Raw genomic sequence first — 19,713 nt, 5'->3', positions numbered from 1 at the left:
TAAAATTGCAATGCTGATATAACAAAGCTGTGTATTTTATATACATTCTTTGCGTTCAATCATGACTTTGCTTGTGTAAGTAAATGTAAAGATGCTAAATTCATACGGCTTAGTGGGATGTGTAAGATATGTAATGTTGCCTTAGTTAATTACGGTAACATTTTTCATGTGAATGTTTTATATATAAAAAATGGCCCTAAAATTCAAAATTGAGTTACATATAATAATAGGTGGGTTTAGGTGATATCTGTATATTTGGTTGACGATCATGAACTCGTGAGAACGGGTATTCGTCGCATTTTAGAAGATGAGCGTGGTATTAAAGTCGTTGGTGAAGCTCCTGATGGCGAAACCGCAGTACAGTGGTCTCGACAGAATGAAGCCGATGTCATTTTAATGGACATGAATATGCCTGGCATGGGGGGTTAGAAGCCACCCGTAAGATTTTGCGCTATCAGCCAGATGCAAAAATTATTGTGTTAACCGTACAAACTGAAGATCCATTTCCGACTAAAGTGATGCAGGCGGGGGCTTCTGGGTATCTAACAAAAGGGTCTACATCGCCTGAAGTATTACGCGCAATTACTCAAGTTGCTCGTGGTCAACGATATCTGTCACCAGAAATTGCCCAGCAAATGGCGCTCAGTCAATTTAATCATTCTGACGAAAACCCATTTAGCAGCTTGTCTGAACGTGAGTTACAAATCATGATGATGATAACCAATGGTGAAAAGGTTAATGACATCTCGGAAAAATTAAATTTAAGTCCAAAAACGGTCAATAGTTATCGTTACCGATTATTTGCTAAGCTTGGCATTGGTGGTGATGTTGAGTTGACCCGTTTAGCTATCCGTTACAAAATGCTCGATACCGGTTCATTTTAGTCAGGAATACTTTATTCCTCATAACGCATTAAGTAGCTTTAATCATGTCCAGTGGTTTTAACGCCAAATCTTTTTTAAAAAATGTTACTTCAGCTCCTGGCGTTTATCGAATGTACGATAAACGCCAACAAGTCATTTATGTTGGTAAAGCTAAAGATCTCAAAAAACGGTTAAGCTCGTATTTTAGAACCAATATCCCTAATGTTAAAACTCAAGCACTGGTGGCGCACATCGATCATATTGATGTCACAGTTACCCATAGTGAAACCGATGCGCTATTACTCGAAAACGATTACATCAAACAGTACATGCCTAAATACAATGTTCTGTTGCGCGATGATAAATCTTATCCCTATATTCTGTTAAGCGGCCATAAACACCCAAGACTTGCTTATCATCGTGGCCCAAAACGTGAAAAAGGTCATTACTTTGGCCCGTACCCCAATGGTGGTGCTGTGCGCGAAAGTTTGCATTTAATGCAAAAGCTGTTTCCAATCCGTCAATGCGATGATTTGTACTATAAATCGCGATCTCGCCCTTGTTTACAGTATCAATTAGATCGTTGTAGTGCGCCTTGTGTTGGTCTGGTAAGTGATGATGAATACAATGAGCAAGTTAAATTAGCGAGTTTGTTTTTACGTGGTAAAGACAAGCAAGTGATAGCGCAATTGGTGGCAAAAATGGAAACCGCCGCGATTGATATGGAATACGAACACGCCGCACAATATCGCGATCAAATTACTGCGCTAAGGCGCGTAGCAGAACAGCAAGAAGTGACGAATCAAAAAGGAGATATGGATGTCATAGGCGTCGATTACGCCTCTGGTATTGCCTGTTTTCACTTGTTGTTTATTCGCGAAGGTAAAATTTTTGGCAGTCGTAGCTATTATCCTTCTGTACCAGCAGAAACCGACATAGAAGAAGTGTTGTCGTCCTTCTTAGGTCAGTTTTATCTTAATGCTGATATTCAGCGTACCATTCCTAAAGAAGTCATCCTAAGCCATCACTTTGACGGCATAAAAGAACTTGAAGCATCGATAGAGCATGCATTAGATAAAAAGTTTGAATTAAAGACTCAAGTACGTGGTGACAGGGCTAACTTTTTACGTTTAGCGATGACCAATGCCAGTAATGCAGTAGCGACTAGGCTGTCGCATAAGAATACCGTTGAGCAACGATTCCAACTGCTTGAGGAAGCACTTGAACTTAATGAGCCAATTAAACGGATGGAGTGCTTTGACATCAGCCACACTATGGGCGAAAGCACAGTGGCATCATGTGTGGTGTTTAATCGCGAAGGACCGCATAAAGCTGACTACAGGCGTTATAATATTACCGGTATCACTGGTGGTGATGATTATGCCGCCATGGATCAAGCAATAAGGCGTCGGTTTGATAAAATTGATAACAATGGAAAAGTACCTGATTTGGTTTTTATTGATGGTGGCATTGGCCAATTAAGAGTGGCGCAAATGATTGTCGATGAAAAGTGTATTAATATTGATCATCCACCGCTATTAATTTGTGTGACTAAAGGGGAAGGGCGTAAAGCCGGACTTGAAACGTTTACCGTTGGAGGCAGTGAGCAAACGTTTGAGGTTGCCAGTGACTCACCTGCATTTCATTTAATGTTGCACATTCGCGATGAATCACATCGGTTTGCCATTACAGGGCACCGTAATAAACGCCAGAAAACGCGTAATACTTCTACATTAGAATCAATCACGGGTGTAGGCCCTAAAAGACGTAAAGCATTGTTGCAACATTTAGGTGGAATACAAGAAGTGAAGGGAGCTAGTGTGGCTGAATTGACAAAAGTGCCCGGAATTAGCTTAGAAATGGCACAAACAATTCATGATGCATTGCGAGGGGGCTAAAATTAGGGCAAAATTGACGCTGCTTCTGACAAATTGGTCTTTTTATGCCGTTTAATTTACCCATTGCACTGACATTATTCCGTATTGCTTTGTTACCCGTATTTATAGCTGTTTTCTATTTACCTTATCCATGGGCACCATTTGTTTCGGCATTTATTTTTTGGTTGGCAGCCTTAACAGATTGGTTAGATGGTTATGCTGCACGTAAACTTGGCCAGTTAACTCGATTTGGCGCTTTTTTAGATCCTGTTGCAGATAAAGTGATGGTGTCGACGGCACTAGTATTGTTGGTTCAGCAATATGACAATATGTATCTAACCCTTGCAGCATTATTTATGATCGGCCGCGAAATTGTTATTTCAGCCTTGCGTGAATGGATGGCCGAAATTGGTAAACGCGGTGTGGTAGCAGTGTCTTGGATTGGTAAATATAAGACTGCGGCGCAAATGGTTGCTATTATTGGTTTAATTTGGAAACCAACACCATGGTTAACCGATGTTGCTTTTGGTTTGTTTTATATTGCAGCGGCGCTAACGTTCTGGTCGATGATGAGTTATATTTCAGCAGCTTGGAAAGATTTAACTGCAGAATAGCGTAATAATAGTTCAATAAGATTATTTAGTGCGCAAACGATCAAAAATGCACGAATCAATAATTGACACTCGAGGTTAATTCGGTAGAATGCCTCCCCGTAGACAAGTGATGAGTCAGCAACAAGCCTTAAGGGTTTATGTTAACTAACATGATTGAATACGAGACATTAGCTCAGTTGGATAGGTTGAAAGACGATACCTTTACTGCAGATTTAATGAAATATTATAAAGATTGATATACGCGACATTAGCTCAGTTGGTAGAGCGATACCTTGCCAAGGTATAGGTCATCGGTTCGAACCCGATATGTCGCTCCAATTTCTTATCTTATCCGATGGATTTGAATTTGGTTAAAGATGGCGCGATGGCAGAATGGCTATGCTACGGATTGCAAATCCGTCTATCTCGGTTCGACTCCGGGTCGCGCCTCCACAATATTGCGTTTGATGGTTACTTTTAGTAACGGTTAAAACAACACTTTGCCCGAGTGGTGGAATCGGTAGACACAAGGGATTTAAAATCCCTCGCTGAATAAGCGTGCCGGTTCAAGTCCGGCCTCGGGTACCATTATAATCTCTAGTAATAGAGAATGGTGTAAAAAAGCCTCAACAATAGTTGAGGCTTTTTTACGTCTGAAATTTAGGTTTTATTGAAAATGTCGAGAAAACCCACTGATCGACACGAAGTGCGTCGGTGGGTAGTTCACCAAGTTCCTCTATAACGCTAACAGCTGTGGTAAATATTCGTTGTCTAAAGCTGCAATGCCGGCTTGTTCCGTTAGTACATCTTGCATAATTTGATGACTGGTTAACGGGTTGGCCAGTACTACTCTGAATACTGTGGTTGGTTGACGAGAGTATTTTACAGGCTTAATTCGTGTACGTGACACAAATGATTTTCCTTGTTCACGCTGATGCTTTTGAATAAATTGTGTAAGCCCATCTAATAACTCGTTAATTTTAAGAACCAATTCTGTGTTGTTGTTCGATATTGCCGTTGCCAGTATTACTTGTACCGACGCGGGCACATAACGATACGTCAGCAAGCATAACTCTGGGACGGTGACTAACTCAAAATTGACATGTTGGTCGATGATTGAGGCAAAATAACGGGCTTTTTCTAGGCTGTTATTAATGAGGATTTCATAGCCATCACGCCCAATTATTTGAAGGCAAGCATGTACTAGCATTGCCATCCCTGGGCGTGAGCCTTCAAGGGTATGACTGCCTAGATCTTTTGAACCCACACGTAAGATATATTCAGCATGATGAACAATGGCGTTGGCCAGTTCTGGGTCTTTAAATAGCACCATACCAGCGCCCATAGGGACATACATTTGCTTATGAGCATCGATAGTGACTGAGTCTGCTAACTCGATACCTTTTAGTAAGTGGCTATATTTTTTGGATAATAAACTTGCGCCTCCCCAAGCGGCATCTACATGGAAATGACAACCTAATTCGCTAGCCAAAGCCGCTAATTCGGTTAATGGGTCCACATTCCCTGTTTCGGTTGTGCCCGCAATACCCACGATGGCCATTACTTTTATATTTTGTTGTGCTAGCTTTTTTGCTGCTTCACGCATGGCGTTAACATCGACTTTATGATGTTCGTCGGTTGGGATACTAATGATGTTATCTCGGCCAATACCCAACAAGTCTGCCGTTTTACCCAAAGAGTAATGGCCTCGATCGGATACCAAAATGGCAAGGTCATCATAGCCATAAAAGCGTAATGCTTTAGTCATTCCTTCACGGGTTACACCTTTAAACTCACCGTGTGGTTGTAACAATCGGTTTCGAGCAATCCACAGTGCGGTGATATTGGCAACGGTGCCGCCAGAGCAAAATGCCCCGAGGGAGTGGTCGGCGCTGTGCATCCATTGATGATAGAAGTCATCAGATTGCTGATACACCAAATGGTGCATCATGCCTAATACCTGGCGCTCTAATGGGGTAAAGGCTTTTGATGTTTCAATTTTGACTAAATTTTGATTTAGTCCCACCATCATTTTTGACAGCGGTAATACAAAATAAGGCAAGGCCGAGGTCATGTGTCCAATAAAGCTGGGTGCCGAAGTATGGACTGAATGGGCGACTAGGTTTTGCATTATTTCGTCGGCATAATCAGAGACGAATTTAGGATCTGTCGGGATCTGATATGCGCTAAAGTCGGTTTCTATTTCTGACAGTGGTTTTTCCAATGCGGCGATGCTGTTGCCTAAAAACCCTGCGAGGTCTTGAGACAGTTTTTGCTCAATAATGCTCAACGTTGAAGTTGAATCTTCAGGGGCGGTAAAAATTCGCAGTAAACTGTCTTCTGAAGCGTGTGCTTGACGGGTGATTTTGGAGGTCATTTTGCTTGCCGTAATGATGAAGACTTCATCCTGTTAGCCTTAAGTGATGCTTTACGATGAAGACTGCACCTTCAGGATGAAATAAGGGAGCTAACTTTACTGTATGGCTGGTTTTGCTTCAAGTATTTATCTCGTTATTACTGATGATTGGATTAGGATATGCGAAAAATGAGTGATGTCGATAGGATTTATCCAGCACAAATATATAAGTGTATTTGTGCTGGATAACATTACTTTTTAACCAATGAAAGAGACATAATTGCCGCAATATTTCGTGCAGTATTGGTTAAATTGATTTGGGCTTCAGACAATATTTGTTCTAATGGTTGTAAACTTGGAATAATGGGGAAAATTGCGTGCATGCCTTCGACTAAAATAGCATCTGCATTTTGGCCAAGACATCCAGAAATGCCAATAACGGGAATGTTTTGCAGCTTAGCCACGTTAAGTACTCCCATAGGGGTTTTACCAAATACCGTTTGGCCATCAATACGACCTTCGCCAGTGATCACTAAATCAGCATCGCGACAATACTCCGCCAGTTTAACGCTTTTGGTGACAATATCGACCCCAGGCTTTAAGGATGCATTTAATATCGCCATCACGCCAAACCCCATGCCTCCAGCTGCACCAGCTCCAGGATGTAATCGGCAATAAGTATTCATTGATTGGCCAAGTTGCTGGTTAATGGTGTGGGCAAAATATTCTAAAGCTTGGTCGAGTTGTTCTATCATCTCAGTTGTGGCCCCTTTTTGTGGGCCAAAAATAGCACTGGCACCTCTTGGTCCACATAATGGATTATCGACATCGCATGCCACTTCAACGACACAATCTTTAATTGCGGGATGAAGCGATTGAATATCTATTTGATGCAAGGTGTTGAGGGCTGCGCCCCCAAAAGGCAGCGGTGCATCAGCAATATCGCTAAGTTTTACGCCTAATGCTTGCATCATTCCTGCGCCTGCATCATTAGTCGCACTGCCTCCTAAGCCTAAAATGATATGTCTAATGCCTCTATTCAATGCATCAACAATTAACTCACCAGTACCAAAACTGGTGGTTAATAACGGATTACGGTGGGTTAACGGCACATGGTGTAAGCCCGATGCCGCGGCCATTTCTATGACCGCAGTTTGGTTTCCAGCTTCATCAAGTTGCCCTAACACGCCATAAAATGCATCCACAGGTAATCCTAAAGGACCTGTGACCGTGAGGTTGATAATCTCTCCTTGGGTGGCATCAACCATGGCTTGTACTGTTCCTTCGCCGCCATCGGCCATCGGCACTTTGCAATATTCTGCATCAGGAAAGATAACCTTAAACCCTTGTTCGATGGCATTGGCCACTTCGAGCGCGCTTAAGCTTTCTTTAAATGAATCTGGTGCAATAACAATCTTCATAATAAGGCTCTGATTAATAATTTACAGTAAAAATAAGCTCAACAGATAAACGGTAATCATCGCCGTGATACCTTGGATCAAGGTCGCCATTGTTTGGGCCCGATAAGCTTGTTTAACGCTCATGTGACTAAACTCAGTTACTACCCAGAAGAAGCTATCATTGGCATGTGAAACTGTCATTGCTCCTGCACCAATAGCCATTACGGTTAATACTCGACCCATTTCTGAAGCTAAACCAATATCGCCTAATAATGGTGCCACTAATGCAGACGTGGCGACCAAGGCAACAGTGGATGAACCTTGGGTTGATTTCAGTGTGGCTGCAACAATAAACGGCATAAAAATACCTACACCTAATCCTGATAAACCGTTACCAAGAAACACACCAATTTCAGTGGCTTTTAATACCGCGCCAAATGCACCACCAGCACCAGTGATTAATAAAATGGGCGCGCAGACAACTAATCCATGGCCAATACGTTCACTAAATTCTTTAATTTTTTCGTTACTCTTTAACAAAAATAACGATAACAGTAAGCCAATCATTAAGGCATTAACGGGTTGACCTAAAAAGACTAACATATTGAATAAGCTTTCTTGTCCAAGCGGTTTTGAAGGAAAGTTAGCCACTGAACCTAAACAAATAAAAATAATAGGGACAAAAATAGGTGCAAATGCTTTTATTGGACTAGGTAACTCGCCATAAACTTTTTTTAGTTCATCAAAATCTTGCTGCGACAGCTTAAGTTCCTCTGCGCCTTCTCCATCTGGTTCCTCATTAGCAAAACGGTTGGCCCATAACATACCAGCAAAAGCGGCAATCGCTGCTACAAACACACCTACAGCTATTACGAGTCCTAGTTGCGACTCAAGCCCTAGATTCCCTGCCGCTGCGATAGGACCTGGAGTAGGAGGCACAAAAGTATGAGTAGCGTATAACCCTGTTGCTAGTGCGACACTCATGGAAACTTGTGACACCTTCATACGGTTAGCCATCGATTGTTTTAATGAATTTAAGATAACAAAACCTGAATCACAGAAAACAGGTATCGACACCAAATATCCAATCATTGACATGGTTAGGGTTGGAAAACGCTGGCCAAACAGTTTAATGACCACATCGGCCATGGTAATTGCCGCGCCGCTTTTTTCGAGAATAGTACCGATAATCGTACCTAATACGATGACTAAGCCGATATAACCTAAAATCCCACCGAAACCACCAGTGATAATTTTGGCAATGTCATTGGTGGGTAAGCCATAGGCAAATGCGGTGATAAATGACGCTAGAATAAGGGTTAAAAAAGGATGTAGTTTAAATTTGGAGGTGGCGATGACAATGAATGCTATCACGCCGAGTAAGATCAAGATTAGTCCCATAGAGTACTCGTTATTTATTTTTGTAGGAGTGGTTTAGTATTCATCATAGTAAACCATTAATAATAAATTACTTTGTTCATCGGAACTGATAAATATACAATTCGTGACTATTTTTGTGCCATTGCACAATTAGGCGTTAGGTTGATGTATTAGCTGACCTAAATAGAGACTCAGTAAGCCATTAAAACTGTGTAAATCGATATTGGTGATGGTTTGAATCTTATCTAATCGGTAACGTAATGTGTTTCGATGTATAAACAAGCTGTTAGCACAGGTTTGTATGTCCCCCATATGTTCAAGATAAGCGGCAAGGGTTTTTTGCAGTTGTAGATTTTTGTCCACTTCAATCAGTTTCATATAAGGCCCGGCAAGGGCATTACCTCGCCAGTGGTGACGTAAGCCTGATAAAAGCACTTGCAAGCTGTAATCTTGATATAAATATTTGCTTTTTGTTGGGTGTAATTTTTTGCCAATATCCATGGTTTCTTTGGCGGTGCGGTAAGAGTAACTGATACCTAAATCACCGCTAAAATAATGGCCTAACGATATATGTAGACTAAGTTGCATGTTTGCGGGTAAGCGTTTGAGTAATTGGTTGATGCGTTGATTTTCGAGTTCTGGGTCAAATTGTTTTCCGTCTAAAAACGCAGGTTTTAAAATCACTAATTGTGTTAGTGAAGTCATGGCAATTAAATTATCGCGTACAGGGTTTTGTAATAAATACAGGACTTGTTTTAATGCTTGATTATCTTGTTGATATAGTGGGTTATTACTATCTAATTCGATAATTGCAGCGACTCTTGGTACGCTTAAATCAATACCTAATTGCAATGCCCATTGCTTTAATGAAACTAAGTCTTGTTCGTTAGCATGGATGAGTTGTGAAATAAACTCTTCTTTTTGACGATTTTGCCATTGTAACTGTTCTTGCAAATTGGCTTGCTCGACAATCATTTCTGCGGTCATTCTAAGTAATTCACCATAGTGACTTAACGTATCGGGTTCGCCTGTGATGCCAATCACACCGACAACTTGACCTTGATAATGCAATGGTAAATTAAGCCCAGGTTTTACCCCTTGTAGATTTGAAGCGATAGTTTGACTGATCTCAACGTTACGGTTTTGGCTAATAGCCAATAATGCGCCTTCATGTATAGTGCCAATTCGTTCAACATCACCTGATCCCAATATAACTGCTTGAGCATTCATTACATTGATATTATGGCCAATAATTTTCATGGTTCGGTCAACAATCTTAGCGGCAATTAGTGTGTCAATCTGAAACATGAATTCCTCTGAGCGGTAAATAATGGTATGTGATAATACATGATGTAGATTACGCAGTTGAATGCCGTTGACGTATAAATAGTTTGATATTTAAATATTTATACGTCAGGTTATGGCCTAGTGATCTTCAGTATAAGACCATAAGGTTAATTGAGATATTAATGCCATGCTAACACCGTTTGTTAAGGTATTTTTATATATTCAACTTTTGGTTCTTATTAAAAGAAGCGCTATAAAAACGCCAACCTAGATCAGGTTGGCGTAATGTTACAGGTGCAATTACTTTTCTTACGAAAAATATGTCATTTACAATGTATATTGAACATTGAGCATGATCATATGCGCCGTGTAGTCATGTTGTAAATTACCTAAACTCATTACGTTCCAAATGGTATCGACTTCAAGATCATTAGCATCATCGTTATCAAGATATTTTTCCATTTTGTAGTCAATGCGGAAGGCCATTTTTTCAGTGGCTTGATATTGAGCGTACACATTCACGTTATGCACTTTGGCAAAATAGTCACCGTAATTACCGGTAATACCTTGTCTAACTTGGGTCGTGCTGTCTGAGTCTGAGTAGGTGTAATCTAATCCTAGTCGTAAACGACTATCCATTAAATTATTGTAGCTTAAACCTGCTCCGACAACATCGACAGTGTCTTCAATATTGGCTTGCCAATTGGCTATACTGAAGTTGGAACTGCCAGATTGTTCTGATTTAATCACTTGATGGTTATAAAATGTATTGATATTGATATCGCTATTAACCATGTAGTTAAGATTAATATCGTAATTGGTATCTTTTGACTCGGTTAGGCCGATGTTAGTATCGGTATAATCATCAAGGGCATAACGAACACCAAAATCGACAGTTAAGTTATCAATTGGAGTGTGATTAAACCGCGCTTCAACTTGAGTGCGATCACGATCGGCCAAGTAGTATCGACGTAACAGTGAGTTTTGTTCAGACGATGATGACTCCGATGCTTGATACTCAGAACCATCTCTTTGACTAAAGCTACCTTTAAGCCACATGTCCCACATGTCAAAATTATTTAGGCGTATACGCGCCCAAAGATCATTCTCATCGGTTTTTTCACGGTCTTGATAGCTGCGTTCATTTCTTTCGAAATCGTAACCAGCATCAAGCTTAATATCATGGCTAATACGATAGTCAGTTGATAATTTAGCACGATGCGTGGTGAGATCGTATGGCGTGTTGTAAGCCAATTCACCGGTTACATCATTAATGCTAATTTGAGTCCACTGCTCTATATTGGTGTTGTTTTCTCTATCGTTATAATCGTAGCTACCAGTAAGACGCCATCCTCGGCTCAGTTTATTCACTACTTTTAATGTCATGCCAGTGATGTCAACTTTGGCATCAATACTCTCAGCGGGTAACGAGTAGCCATAACCTATATCCGTTAATTGCTGATCTTGAGTCATTTGGCCAATGAGCAAGCGACCACTGAAGCTGGTAATAGAATCATTATATTGGCCCATTAATGAAATGGTATGTGATTCATTATCTGGATCAAGTGAAATGTAGCCGTGATCTTGAGCACCAAAAGTAGGATTGAACGCATTGTCAAAACCAAGCTCTTGGTTGTTGTTATTAAATACCGAACCGGTGTAATTTAAGCTGGTAAACCAATTCTTACCACCCAGTTTTATTCCCGCGTTTAAAACGTCAGTAGTGTAATCAACGGGCTCTGCGAGCATGATTGATTGATTGAAGAAGCTACCTGAAGCAATTTTGTTTCCGGTTTTCTCTTCTCGCTGAAAGTTAACGTAGGTAGTAAACAGTGATTCAGTTTGATATTCAAAACCTAATCCTGCCCGTTCACGTTTTAGCGACAGTTCAAAAGGCGTTAAACTGCTCGATAGCATTGGCATATCTGGAGTAGAACCTGCAGTGACCCAATTACTTGCTAGCGTAAGATCATCGCTGCCGATATTTTGATAAGGGCTTAAGGCATTGTTACTTTTATAAGTCTCAATAGCGCGATAGTTTAAATTGAGTTGATAGGTTCCGGGCTTACCGACTTCAACGTCCATGCGGCCATTGTCCATGCCCATGTTGTAGGCAGTGACCTTTGCTTGATAGCCATTCTCACCATTATATTTAATATCAGCATCAACTTTGCCAGCAGTTTGATTACTGCTATGAAAAGCGTTTGCTGAATGTATATCGTCTTCACTGTTGTAAGCGACGCCGACACCTACAGTACCAGTGGTACCTGTATCGACTGCACACCCTTTACATTTCCATGCTGAATACTTAACGTTTTCAGTTTTAGCGTTTGCAAGACTGTAACCATCTGCCATTAGGCCAAAGCTGGTGCTAGTCAGTAACGCTAAGGTGATAAGATTTAATTTAGTGTTCATATATTTCTCCTTAGCGTTGCAATAACTTACCAGATGGATGATTTGAACCATGTACTTGACTATGACAGTTCAAACAGCTACGACCACCAGTAAAGGCGCTACCATTTACAGTTGAGCCCATGTCAGTGTTGCCTAAATAAGCATTGCTGGTGTGCCCATCACCTGCATGACATTGCTGACATAATTGTGGTGCACGCGTTTTGAGCATGGCATCGTTAACTGAACCGTGTGGATTATGGCAATTAACACAATTTTCGGTAACAGGTGCATGCTCCCATAATTTAGGACCGCGCTTTTCTGCATGACATGAGTAACAGGTTTCATTTACAGTAGGCTGAACTAGATCTGCATCGCTCATGCTGCCGTGAGGATTATGACAGTCACTACACGTCATTTGATTCCATTTCATTGGGTGACTTGAGCGCTTATTCATGTCGGCTTTTTGCTTGGCATGACAACTCGTACACACTTCCATTTCAGTTTGCTTTGACAATATAGGGTCGTGTTCTGCGTGTACACTATGGCAAGACGCACAAGCTACATCGCCATTGGCGTGATGACTGCTGTTCCAAGACATGCGGTTATCGTCGAGATGGCAACTCATACAAACACTATTTTGTTTGTCTGCAGAGAGTGTTGACGTTGGGCCAAATGTGATCATGGGTTCTTTACCGCCACGATTATGTTTGCCAAGTGGGCCGTGACAAGCTTCGCACTGTAATCCTGCCATTGGGCTTTTTGAAGAGTCAATTGAGCCATGTACACCTTTAAAGATGGCCATCACTTTTTCTGACTTTTTATGGCACATTAAACATGAGTCAGCGCCCTTAGGTGAATATTTACCTTCGGCGAATTTCTTATCTAAAGTGGCTTCAACTTCTGTCGGCGTCATTTTTGCGTCCCACTTTGCTGCTTGTACATTATTCGAGATAAATACAGACGAAGCGGTGAGGCAGAGTAGGGCGAAAAATAGTGTATTAATTTGATGTGTGGTCTTCATAAGTCGACTTCCTGATTTGTCCATTTAATAGTCACTGATTAATAACGTAAGTCATAACATGAGAGAGAAGCTGAGCTCCTCTCTCAATGGACAAATTAAAGTTTCACTTGGTTGTGATTTTCAATGGTAGGTATATGGCAGTCGAAACAGGTTTCTAATTGCGCAGCATCATTGGCTTGTTGGTAACTACCGTTAACAACTGCACCACCTTGGAGTTCAACATGTTGTTTTATCGTGTCAAATCCATGACATGAAGCACATGTCGCGGTAATAGGTGTTGTATAAAGACCTGCTGAAGTTGCTAGTGCACCTTTAACTTTGAATGCATCAAGATTAAAGTCATTGTGGCACTGGGTACACTCTTTAATAATACCTTGTTCACCATGAACACTGTGCAATTTCATTTCAATTGCGCCTTGATTCGCACCAGAAGCATATGTGCCGTCAGGTGTATGACAAACTACACAAGCATCCAAACCAACTGTGAGTTCACCGTTGAGTTCACGAGCTAATTGCTCTGTCATCACAAAGCCAGCATGGTGACCTTTATGTAATTCAAAGGTGTCGCCATGACAATTATCACATGAGCCATAATTAACCGAGTCGATGTGACGATAGCTTGGGGCATCCCCTGATAAAGTACCAAATGTTAGCTCGGCTTTCATACTAGTGGTCGCTACGTCATCGCCACAATCAATTGCTTGGACTCCGTCGTTACACATTTCAAGGCCGATAAAGCTAAATGCGGTATCGGTATCATCAGCACCAAATGGTAGTGATGCGATGTTGTATACCAACTTACCTGATTCAATACTGACATCAGTTTGTAATTCACCCGCGGAGATAAAGTCTTTGCTGATTTTGGCTAAGCCGTTACCTGGGCTAGCGTTATATCCCATGATAGGGAAGTTAGGGCCAACGTTAGTGTTTGTTTCAAGACGTTGAATTTTGCTCACTAAACTTGTGGCATCAACTGCTGCACCCTTAGCATCTAAAATAGTTACTGATAAGGTTGCAGATTTATCGTCAGTACTGGCTTTATTTGCTGTTAGGGTAGCACTCATGCCATATGAGTCGATAAATGCTTTTTTCTGAGTAAAGGTTGCAGTGTGTAACTCTTCTGTCCAGCTAGCATTATGACATGCAATACAATTTGAGTTATCGACTTGTTGTGAATGCCCTTGACCCGTTTTAAAATCAATATCCGTATGACAGCTTGAACAGGTTTCCATGGTTGGAATACGTGTCCAGTTACCCGATTCACTGAGTTGTTCTGAGTCTACATGACAATTAGAGCAATCATCTTGCACTATTTTATATGCTGTTTCAGCACTTTTATCCATGTTCTTGCCATACATTTTGGCATCGTTATGAACATTATGGATTAAGTGGCTAAAATCATCTTGAACTTTGCCTCTTTCAATGGCCAATTCGCCAGTATGACATGAAGTACAGGTTTCTAAATCAGTATAGTGATGATAAATCACCTCGCCTTTTGCATGACAATTATTACACGACGTTCCACTCACAATGTTTTTAGTGTATTTAGCCGTAAAGCCTTCACCGTCAAAATCTTCGGTGTATTCGGTGAGAGGGACTGTGGTTGTGCCATCTTGTAAAGTAGACGCGCTGGCAATCACATTATATCTTTGCGTTAACTCTGGATTAAAACCTTCAACATCTATCGTAAAGCTATACGTTCCGTCAGCGTTATCGGTAAATGTTTCTTGTGAGCCAATATATTGCCATTGAGCTGCGTTGCCTGCACCACTTGCGCCAGCAGGGATAAGCTGAACGACTTTCTTAACTTCGAGTTCGGTAAGGCCTACTACAGGGAGGTCTTCTGAATTGGTAGCAAATACTTCTATCGTCGGCTTATTGTCTTGGTAAGTGACTTTGGTGATGTCTAAGTTCAATGCTGTGATGGCTGCAGCAGGTTCGCTGCCAGAGGTGTCTGGGGTCGTCACTTCAGCTACATTATCATCGCTTCCGCCACAACCTACCAATGTCATTGAAGCTGACATTGCAAATACCAATGCCATTTTTTTGTGTTTTGTATTCATCATATTTTCCCTGCAAAGGTCATCCGTCTAACTTACTGGCAGTATGTTCTGCAATTATCTTGTTCAGTTAAGTTGATGTTGGAATTAAATTTCCCAGCCATAATATTACTTTACAAACACCCACTCGTCTTTAACTCGAATGTAATAGTGTGATGATGATCGGCCTATTAATTAAGAGGTATATTAAATGCTGAATTCATAGGAGTTGATTGTTCGCAAAAAATAATATTTTAGGATTAAGTTGAGAAAATTAGTCGATAAAACAACAGTTACATTGATACATAAAGGTTAAATGTTTATACATTTTATTAAAGTCCAAATTTATGAAAACATATTTGTCTTTACTTATAAATTAGGCGGATATCACTTGAATACTGGTATCAATTTAGGTGTTACATTAGCCAAAATAGAAGGAGAATTGTGAAATGTCATATTGATATATAGGTGCCATTAAACTCTTTCATAACACAAAGGCAATAGTCTTCTTTTGTTCTGCGGCCTCTAGAATTGTATCAAGTATAATTAGCACCTAAACCATCAATAGCAGTATCAACAATTACAATTACCTTTTTAGTGACACGATTAACCGTATGTTACGTCAAACAAGCAGTATCTGTTTACTTAATGGGATGACAGCACAAAGACGATAACCAGTGAGTTACGCCTTACTGGTATACCTAATTAAAAAAATAAACTCATTTTTAACGGTTAACCTATCTCTTATCTCTCGTTGAGGTTAAGTATTGTGCAGTTAGGTAGAGGATTGGGAACTTATTAAGATTAAGGCTTGATCAAGCCAATGGGTTAGGGGATAATCGCCTCGTTCTGAGACATAAGCTGTTTTTTTATGATTCGGAAATCAATGGTGACCCTAGGGTCCCCCCGCAATGATAACTTGTGAACTCGGCCAGGCCTGGAAGGGAGCAACCGCAGCAAGTGACTCATGTGCCGGGGTGTCGGCTCTAGGGGAACCTCCAATATTCCCCGTACCATTTTTTATCTAATCGATCATTTTATTATTGTTGTGCCGCAGCCAGATCAGCTTCTTCTTGTAAGCGTTTTTGCAAATTCACTTTAAGGAATTGTCTCGAACGTTCAAGTGCTTCACTTATCTCTGTTTTCATTTGTGCCAGCTCTTGATAATTTTCAAAGAAATACGTATCAACTAAATGTCGAATGTACCTTACAGGTAACTGATTTAATGTCACGCAGCATAAGTCAGCTAAGTATTCTTCTGGTAGCTCTTCCATTAAGCCCCCATCTCTCAGCATTTCCATTAATAGAACTTCATAATAGTTTCGGATTTCTAATTGCATTATTACGCTCCATTGAGATTGTTTGATTTATCGACATCAACTGTAATGTCGGGAGTATTGATATTAGCTCGGTGGTGCTTTAGTAAGCCGTGGCTTACTGGGTTGATAACCATGATTCATTTGCTGCAATTAATAATTGACTATGTCGGAGCGTTAATTCTGTTTCACTACGACTATAGCCTCCACCTATCACTGCTGCAAGTGGGATGTTATGCGTTTTCGCTATTGATATTACTTGTTTGTCTCGATCGAGAATACCCTGATTTGAAATCGAGAAGTATCCTAAGTCATCATCTTGATGGATATCGACACCAGCATCATAAATAATCAAATCAGGTTGATGGAGACGGATCAGGTAAGGCAATATTTGTTGTATATGTTCCAGATAACGAGTGTCGGTACAGCCTTTATCGAGATCAATATCGTAGTCAGATTGTTGTTTTCTTGATGGGAAATTTTTTGCGCAGTGGATTGAGCAGCTAATGATGTTAGGGTCACCTTGTGTGAGTGTCGCTGTTCCATCCCCTTGGTGAACATCACAATCAAAAATAAGTACTTTATCAACTTCTCCAGATTCAATGGCTGATTTAGCGGCAATGACTAAGTCATTAAAAATACAAAAACCACTACCAAAGTCATAATGTGCATGATGATAACCACCCGTTAAATGCACTGCGATTCCATGTTTAAGTGCCAACTCAACACATAAGCGAGTTCCATTGACGGCATGTAAAGTACGGGTGACTAACTCAGTGCTCCATGGGAACCCGATACGCCTCTGAGCTTTGTGATCTAACGTGCCATTGATAAATTGGTCGACATACTGTGGGCAATGCACGCCATAAAGCATGTCTATACTTATTGGCGAAGGGATATGCCGATAACGCTCAAACAATAAATGTTGTTTGAGCGCATGTTGGTACAAATTATGATATTTGGTAGTAGGAAAGCGATGGGTGCTCGGTAGCGCCAGCTTTGAATAGCTGGCGTGATATACAAAAGGTATCGACATAAGCTTACAGTTGCTTTATTGCCCAGCCCATGAATTCTTTACGTGTTTTTTCATCGGCTTGTAACCACCAATACTGCAACATTTGTTCAGCTTGTGCAGGGGTTGATTTTTGTGTAGTTGCAGTTGAAATAATAGGTGCAGCAACAGGTGCCATTGTTGCAGATTCAATGTCTGATTTGATCTCGACAGCTTGTATTGCTTGGCTACCGTCACCAGTAGCGGAAGCTGATAAAGTTTCAATATCATGCTGATTTTTTTTATTAAATAGACTCGTAAGAAGTGAATCTTCAGTAAAACTGGTTTGTTCTACGGTGTAAGTCACAGCCGCATTGTCTTGACGCTTAATAATGATTTGCGGTTTTTTTGCAAATGATTTAGGTTTTTTAATTACATTACCTTCAGCTGGTTGCAATAGGTATTGATGATCACCATCAACAGTCAACGTTATAATTAATGGGCTTGATTTTACAAAGGATTGACTATCACTAAAGGAATCCTCAACTACATCGTGGTAACGAACCGCAATTTTATGGGTGCCATTAGTCAATGCTAGATCAGATTGATGGTTAAACATGCTGGTCTCAACCTCTGTACCATCAAGTGCTAAATACTCAAAAGACATGGGGATGGTTATATTAGCAGCTAAGACTGATGATGATGTCAACAATGCCAAAAGCGCACTAGCGGTAAATAAAGATTTCATTGTTTCTCCTTAACGTGGGTAACTTTGGCGAGGCTTTTCAAAAAGTTGAATTCGCTCTTCAATATAACTGGTTGCTTGTTTACATTTTCCTAAACGACGATGCATCATAAGGATATCATTTTGCAATTTTATTTTGTCATCACTATGACAGAATTCAAGACTTGCTTCCAATTGTTGAATTTTTTGCTCTATTTTATTAGCCCAATTTAAATGTTTATTGAGTTCGGCATAGAGTTGATGGCTATTTTGCATGATATTACTGGCTATCCAACCAAATCCACTGTCTTGTACTGCTTGTTGCTGTTTTTTTGCATATCTAGCCCGATTACTGGCTTTTCGCTGATCTTCAGATTTAAGATTTATGTCGGTAGTGAGTAATGCTCTGCGTAATGCACTAAATCTGTCTTGAATACGATCGCAACTGAGTTGGATAACATTGCTACCCAACTTAAGGAATAGTTGTTTTTCTAGCTGTTTAATGTCTTGACGTAACTGTGCAATACAAGGGCTTAGTTGAGCCCCCTGTTGAGCAAATAATTGGCTGTTAAATCGCTCAATTTCTTGTAATGATTTACGCTGTGAAGGTGCTAAGTTTTGGTCATGAATTAATGCATCTTGTTCAAGCTGCGCGAGTTGCTGTTTTAACATTGATACTAATTGTTGGGTGTTCATGCCCATGCGCTCCACGTTAGATGGACTGCTATCGACAATACCATAATAATAAATATGGGTTTAATAAAAGGTATTCCGAATCTAATTGCACTTCTAGCGCCAATGAATGATCCCGCCATCATGCATACACCCATCCATAAACCCAGTATCCAATGAACTTGCCCCATTGAGGCAAAGATAATTAACGCAGTAATGTTACTCACTGCTGTCATCACACGGGCTAATCCACAACTGTGCAACAGGGGCAGTTTGTAAAGTGAAATAGACGATATGGTCCAAAAAGCGCCTATGCCAGGTCCTGCAAATCCATCGTATCCACCCAAAATAAAACCTTGGCTAATTTGTTTATTTGTTGGTGATGGCAATTTAGGAAGCGTAATATTTTTGTCACCCATTGCTTTAGGACTTAACAAGGTATAAATAGCAATACTAATAATGAGCAGTGGTAGAATTTTTTCAAGCCATTTGGGGTCAATTAAAAACACTAAAATACACCCTGCGATCGAACCTATAAACGTGGCATAAAGACAGGGTTTCCATATTTTAGGGTTAAATAAATGTTGTTTATAAAATGTATAGCTTGAGGTCAGTGATCCAAAACATGCTGCTAGTTTGTTGGTGCCTAAAGCCAAGTGGGGAGGTATGCCTACGGTGAGTAATGCAGGAATAGAAAGCAGTCCACCGCCACCAACGATGGCATCAATAAAACCAGCAATAATACCAATGACCGCTAAAACAGCCCAATGGCTAGGGTCTAATAATAAATCCAACTCAAT

At 40.5% G+C, this 19,713-nt stretch carries 14 protein-coding genes, 3 tRNA genes, 1 other RNA gene and 1 pseudogene; 7 read left to right on the top strand and 12 right to left on the bottom strand.

Features of this window, described 5'->3' with window-relative positions; all coding sequences use genetic code 11:
• The first annotated feature begins 240 nt into the window (after positions 1-240).
• The 6 genes and pseudogenes from uvrY (at position 241) to FCN25_RS02365 (ending at position 3,921) form a co-directional block, all read left to right on the top strand.
• Positions 241-884, top strand: a pseudogene (gene uvrY / locus FCN25_RS02390) (UvrY/SirA/GacA family response regulator transcription factor).
• A 44-nt stretch (positions 885-928) separates the two neighbouring features.
• A complete protein-coding gene (gene uvrC, locus FCN25_RS02385; protein WP_137221655.1) occupies positions 929-2,761 on the top strand; it encodes an excinuclease ABC subunit UvrC in 1,833 nt (610 codons plus the stop codon).
• 44 nt (positions 2,762-2,805) lie between these two features.
• Positions 2,806-3,354 carry a CDP-diacylglycerol--glycerol-3-phosphate 3-phosphatidyltransferase gene (gene pgsA, locus FCN25_RS02380; protein WP_137221653.1) on the top strand — a complete coding sequence of 183 codons (549 nt, stop codon included), beginning with the start codon at positions 2,806-2,808 and terminating at the stop codon, positions 3,352-3,354.
• 241 nt (positions 3,355-3,595) lie between these two features.
• Positions 3,596-3,671 (top strand) — tRNA-Gly (locus tag FCN25_RS02375).
• Positions 3,672-3,712: 41 nt separating this feature from the next.
• Positions 3,713-3,786: transfer RNA gene (locus FCN25_RS02370), tRNA-Cys, on the top strand.
• A 49-nt stretch (positions 3,787-3,835) separates the two neighbouring features.
• A tRNA-Leu gene (locus FCN25_RS02365) sits at positions 3,836-3,921 on the top strand.
• A gap of 148 nt (positions 3,922-4,069) precedes the next feature.
• Here FCN25_RS02365 and panP read toward each other — a convergent pair.
• From panP to FCN25_RS02330, 7 genes are all read right to left on the bottom strand, one after another.
• Entirely contained in the window at positions 4,070-5,710 is a 1,641-nt protein-coding gene (gene panP, locus FCN25_RS02360) for a pyridoxal-dependent aspartate 1-decarboxylase PanP (RefSeq protein ID WP_137221651.1), read from the bottom strand.
• A 230-nt stretch (positions 5,711-5,940) separates the two neighbouring features.
• Positions 5,941-7,110 carry a glycerate kinase gene (locus tag FCN25_RS02355; protein WP_137221649.1) on the bottom strand — a complete coding sequence of 390 codons (1,170 nt, stop codon included), beginning with the start codon at positions 7,108-7,110 and terminating at the stop codon, positions 5,941-5,943.
• A 21-nt stretch (positions 7,111-7,131) separates the two neighbouring features.
• Positions 7,132-8,490 (bottom strand): GntP family permease, encoded by a 1,359-nt coding sequence (locus FCN25_RS02350; protein ID WP_137221647.1) that lies wholly within the window; start codon positions 8,488-8,490, stop codon positions 7,132-7,134.
• Between the two features lie 129 nt (positions 8,491-8,619).
• Positions 8,620-9,777, bottom strand: a complete 1,158-nt coding sequence (locus tag FCN25_RS02345; protein ID WP_137221645.1) for a sugar diacid recognition domain-containing protein — start codon at positions 9,775-9,777, stop codon at positions 8,620-8,622.
• Between the two features lie 306 nt (positions 9,778-10,083).
• Entirely contained in the window at positions 10,084-12,171 is a 2,088-nt protein-coding gene (locus tag FCN25_RS02340) for an MtrB/PioB family decaheme-associated outer membrane protein (RefSeq protein ID WP_137221643.1), read from the bottom strand.
• A 10-nt stretch (positions 12,172-12,181) separates the two neighbouring features.
• Positions 12,182-13,171 carry a DmsE family decaheme c-type cytochrome gene (locus FCN25_RS02335; RefSeq protein ID WP_137221641.1) on the bottom strand — a complete coding sequence of 330 codons (990 nt, stop codon included), beginning with the start codon at positions 13,169-13,171 and terminating at the stop codon, positions 12,182-12,184.
• 95 nt (positions 13,172-13,266) lie between these two features.
• Positions 13,267-15,237, bottom strand: a complete 1,971-nt coding sequence (locus tag FCN25_RS02330; RefSeq protein WP_137221638.1) for an OmcA/MtrC family decaheme c-type cytochrome — start codon at positions 15,235-15,237, stop codon at positions 13,267-13,269.
• An 868-nt stretch (positions 15,238-16,105) separates the two neighbouring features.
• Here FCN25_RS02330 and ffs point away from each other — a divergent pair.
• Positions 16,106-16,203, top strand: an RNA gene (gene ffs / locus FCN25_RS02325) — signal recognition particle sRNA small type.
• A gap of 47 nt (positions 16,204-16,250) precedes the next feature.
• Here ffs and FCN25_RS02320 read toward each other — a convergent pair.
• The 5 genes from FCN25_RS02320 to FCN25_RS02300 all read right to left on the bottom strand — a co-directional run bounded on the left by FCN25_RS02320 (position 16,251) and on the right by FCN25_RS02300 (position 19,707).
• Positions 16,251-16,550 carry a late competence development ComFB family protein gene (locus FCN25_RS02320; protein ID WP_137221636.1) on the bottom strand — a complete coding sequence of 100 codons (300 nt, stop codon included), beginning with the start codon at positions 16,548-16,550 and terminating at the stop codon, positions 16,251-16,253.
• Positions 16,551-16,644: 94 nt separating this feature from the next.
• Positions 16,645-17,562: a histone deacetylase gene (locus tag FCN25_RS02315; RefSeq protein ID WP_137221634.1), complete on the bottom strand. Its 918-nt coding sequence runs from the start codon at positions 17,560-17,562 to the stop codon at positions 16,645-16,647.
• A 4-nt stretch (positions 17,563-17,566) separates the two neighbouring features.
• Entirely contained in the window at positions 17,567-18,265 is a 699-nt protein-coding gene (locus FCN25_RS02310; RefSeq protein ID WP_137221632.1) for a DUF2057 domain-containing protein, read from the bottom strand.
• 9 nt (positions 18,266-18,274) lie between these two features.
• A complete protein-coding gene (locus tag FCN25_RS02305) occupies positions 18,275-18,937 on the bottom strand; it encodes a primosomal replication protein (RefSeq protein ID WP_137221630.1) in 663 nt (220 codons plus the stop codon).
• The gene (locus FCN25_RS02300) at positions 18,934-19,707 is read right to left on the bottom strand and encodes a TSUP family transporter (RefSeq protein ID WP_137221628.1); all 774 of its coding nucleotides are present in this window, start codon (positions 19,705-19,707) and stop codon (positions 18,934-18,936) included. Before FCN25_RS02300 ends, FCN25_RS02305 begins: the two co-directional genes overlap by 4 nt.
• Positions 19,708-19,713: the final 6 nt, after the last annotated feature.

The organism is Shewanella sp. MEBiC00475 (assembly GCF_005234075.1).
GTDB classification, from domain to species: Bacteria; Pseudomonadota; Gammaproteobacteria; order Enterobacterales; family Shewanellaceae; genus Shewanella; species Shewanella polaris.
The sequence above is the reverse complement of the archived record's forward strand: the minus strand, read 5'-3'. Positions and strand labels throughout refer to the sequence as shown.

Excerpts from the sequence above, each read along its gene's own strand:
- uvrC (WP_137221655.1), top strand. The coding sequence starts at position 929 with ATGTCCAGTGGTTTTAACGCCAAATCTTTTTTAAAAAATGTTACTTCA.
- pgsA (WP_137221653.1), top strand. The coding sequence starts at position 2,806 with ATGCCGTTTAATTTACCCATTGCACTGACATTATTCCGTATTGCTTTG.
- panP (WP_137221651.1), bottom strand. The coding sequence starts at position 5,710 with ATGACCTCCAAAATCACCCGTCAAGCACACGCTTCAGAAGACAGTTTA.
- FCN25_RS02355 (WP_137221649.1), bottom strand. The coding sequence starts at position 7,110 with ATGAAGATTGTTATTGCACCAGATTCATTTAAAGAAAGCTTAAGCGCG.
- FCN25_RS02350 (WP_137221647.1), bottom strand. The coding sequence starts at position 8,490 with ATGGGACTAATCTTGATCTTACTCGGCGTGATAGCATTCATTGTCATC.
- FCN25_RS02345 (WP_137221645.1), bottom strand. The coding sequence starts at position 9,777 with ATGTTTCAGATTGACACACTAATTGCCGCTAAGATTGTTGACCGAACC.
- FCN25_RS02340 (WP_137221643.1), bottom strand. The coding sequence starts at position 12,171 with ATGAACACTAAATTAAATCTTATCACCTTAGCGTTACTGACTAGCACC.
- FCN25_RS02335 (WP_137221641.1), bottom strand. The coding sequence starts at position 13,171 with ATGAAGACCACACATCAAATTAATACACTATTTTTCGCCCTACTCTGC.
- FCN25_RS02330 (WP_137221638.1), bottom strand. The coding sequence starts at position 15,237 with ATGATGAATACAAAACACAAAAAAATGGCATTGGTATTTGCAATGTCA.
- FCN25_RS02320 (WP_137221636.1), bottom strand. The coding sequence starts at position 16,550 with ATGCAATTAGAAATCCGAAACTATTATGAAGTTCTATTAATGGAAATG.
- FCN25_RS02315 (WP_137221634.1), bottom strand. The coding sequence starts at position 17,562 with ATGTCGATACCTTTTGTATATCACGCCAGCTATTCAAAGCTGGCGCTA.
- FCN25_RS02310 (WP_137221632.1), bottom strand. The coding sequence starts at position 18,265 with ATGAAATCTTTATTTACCGCTAGTGCGCTTTTGGCATTGTTGACATCA.
- FCN25_RS02305 (WP_137221630.1), bottom strand. The coding sequence starts at position 18,937 with ATGAACACCCAACAATTAGTATCAATGTTAAAACAGCAACTCGCGCAG.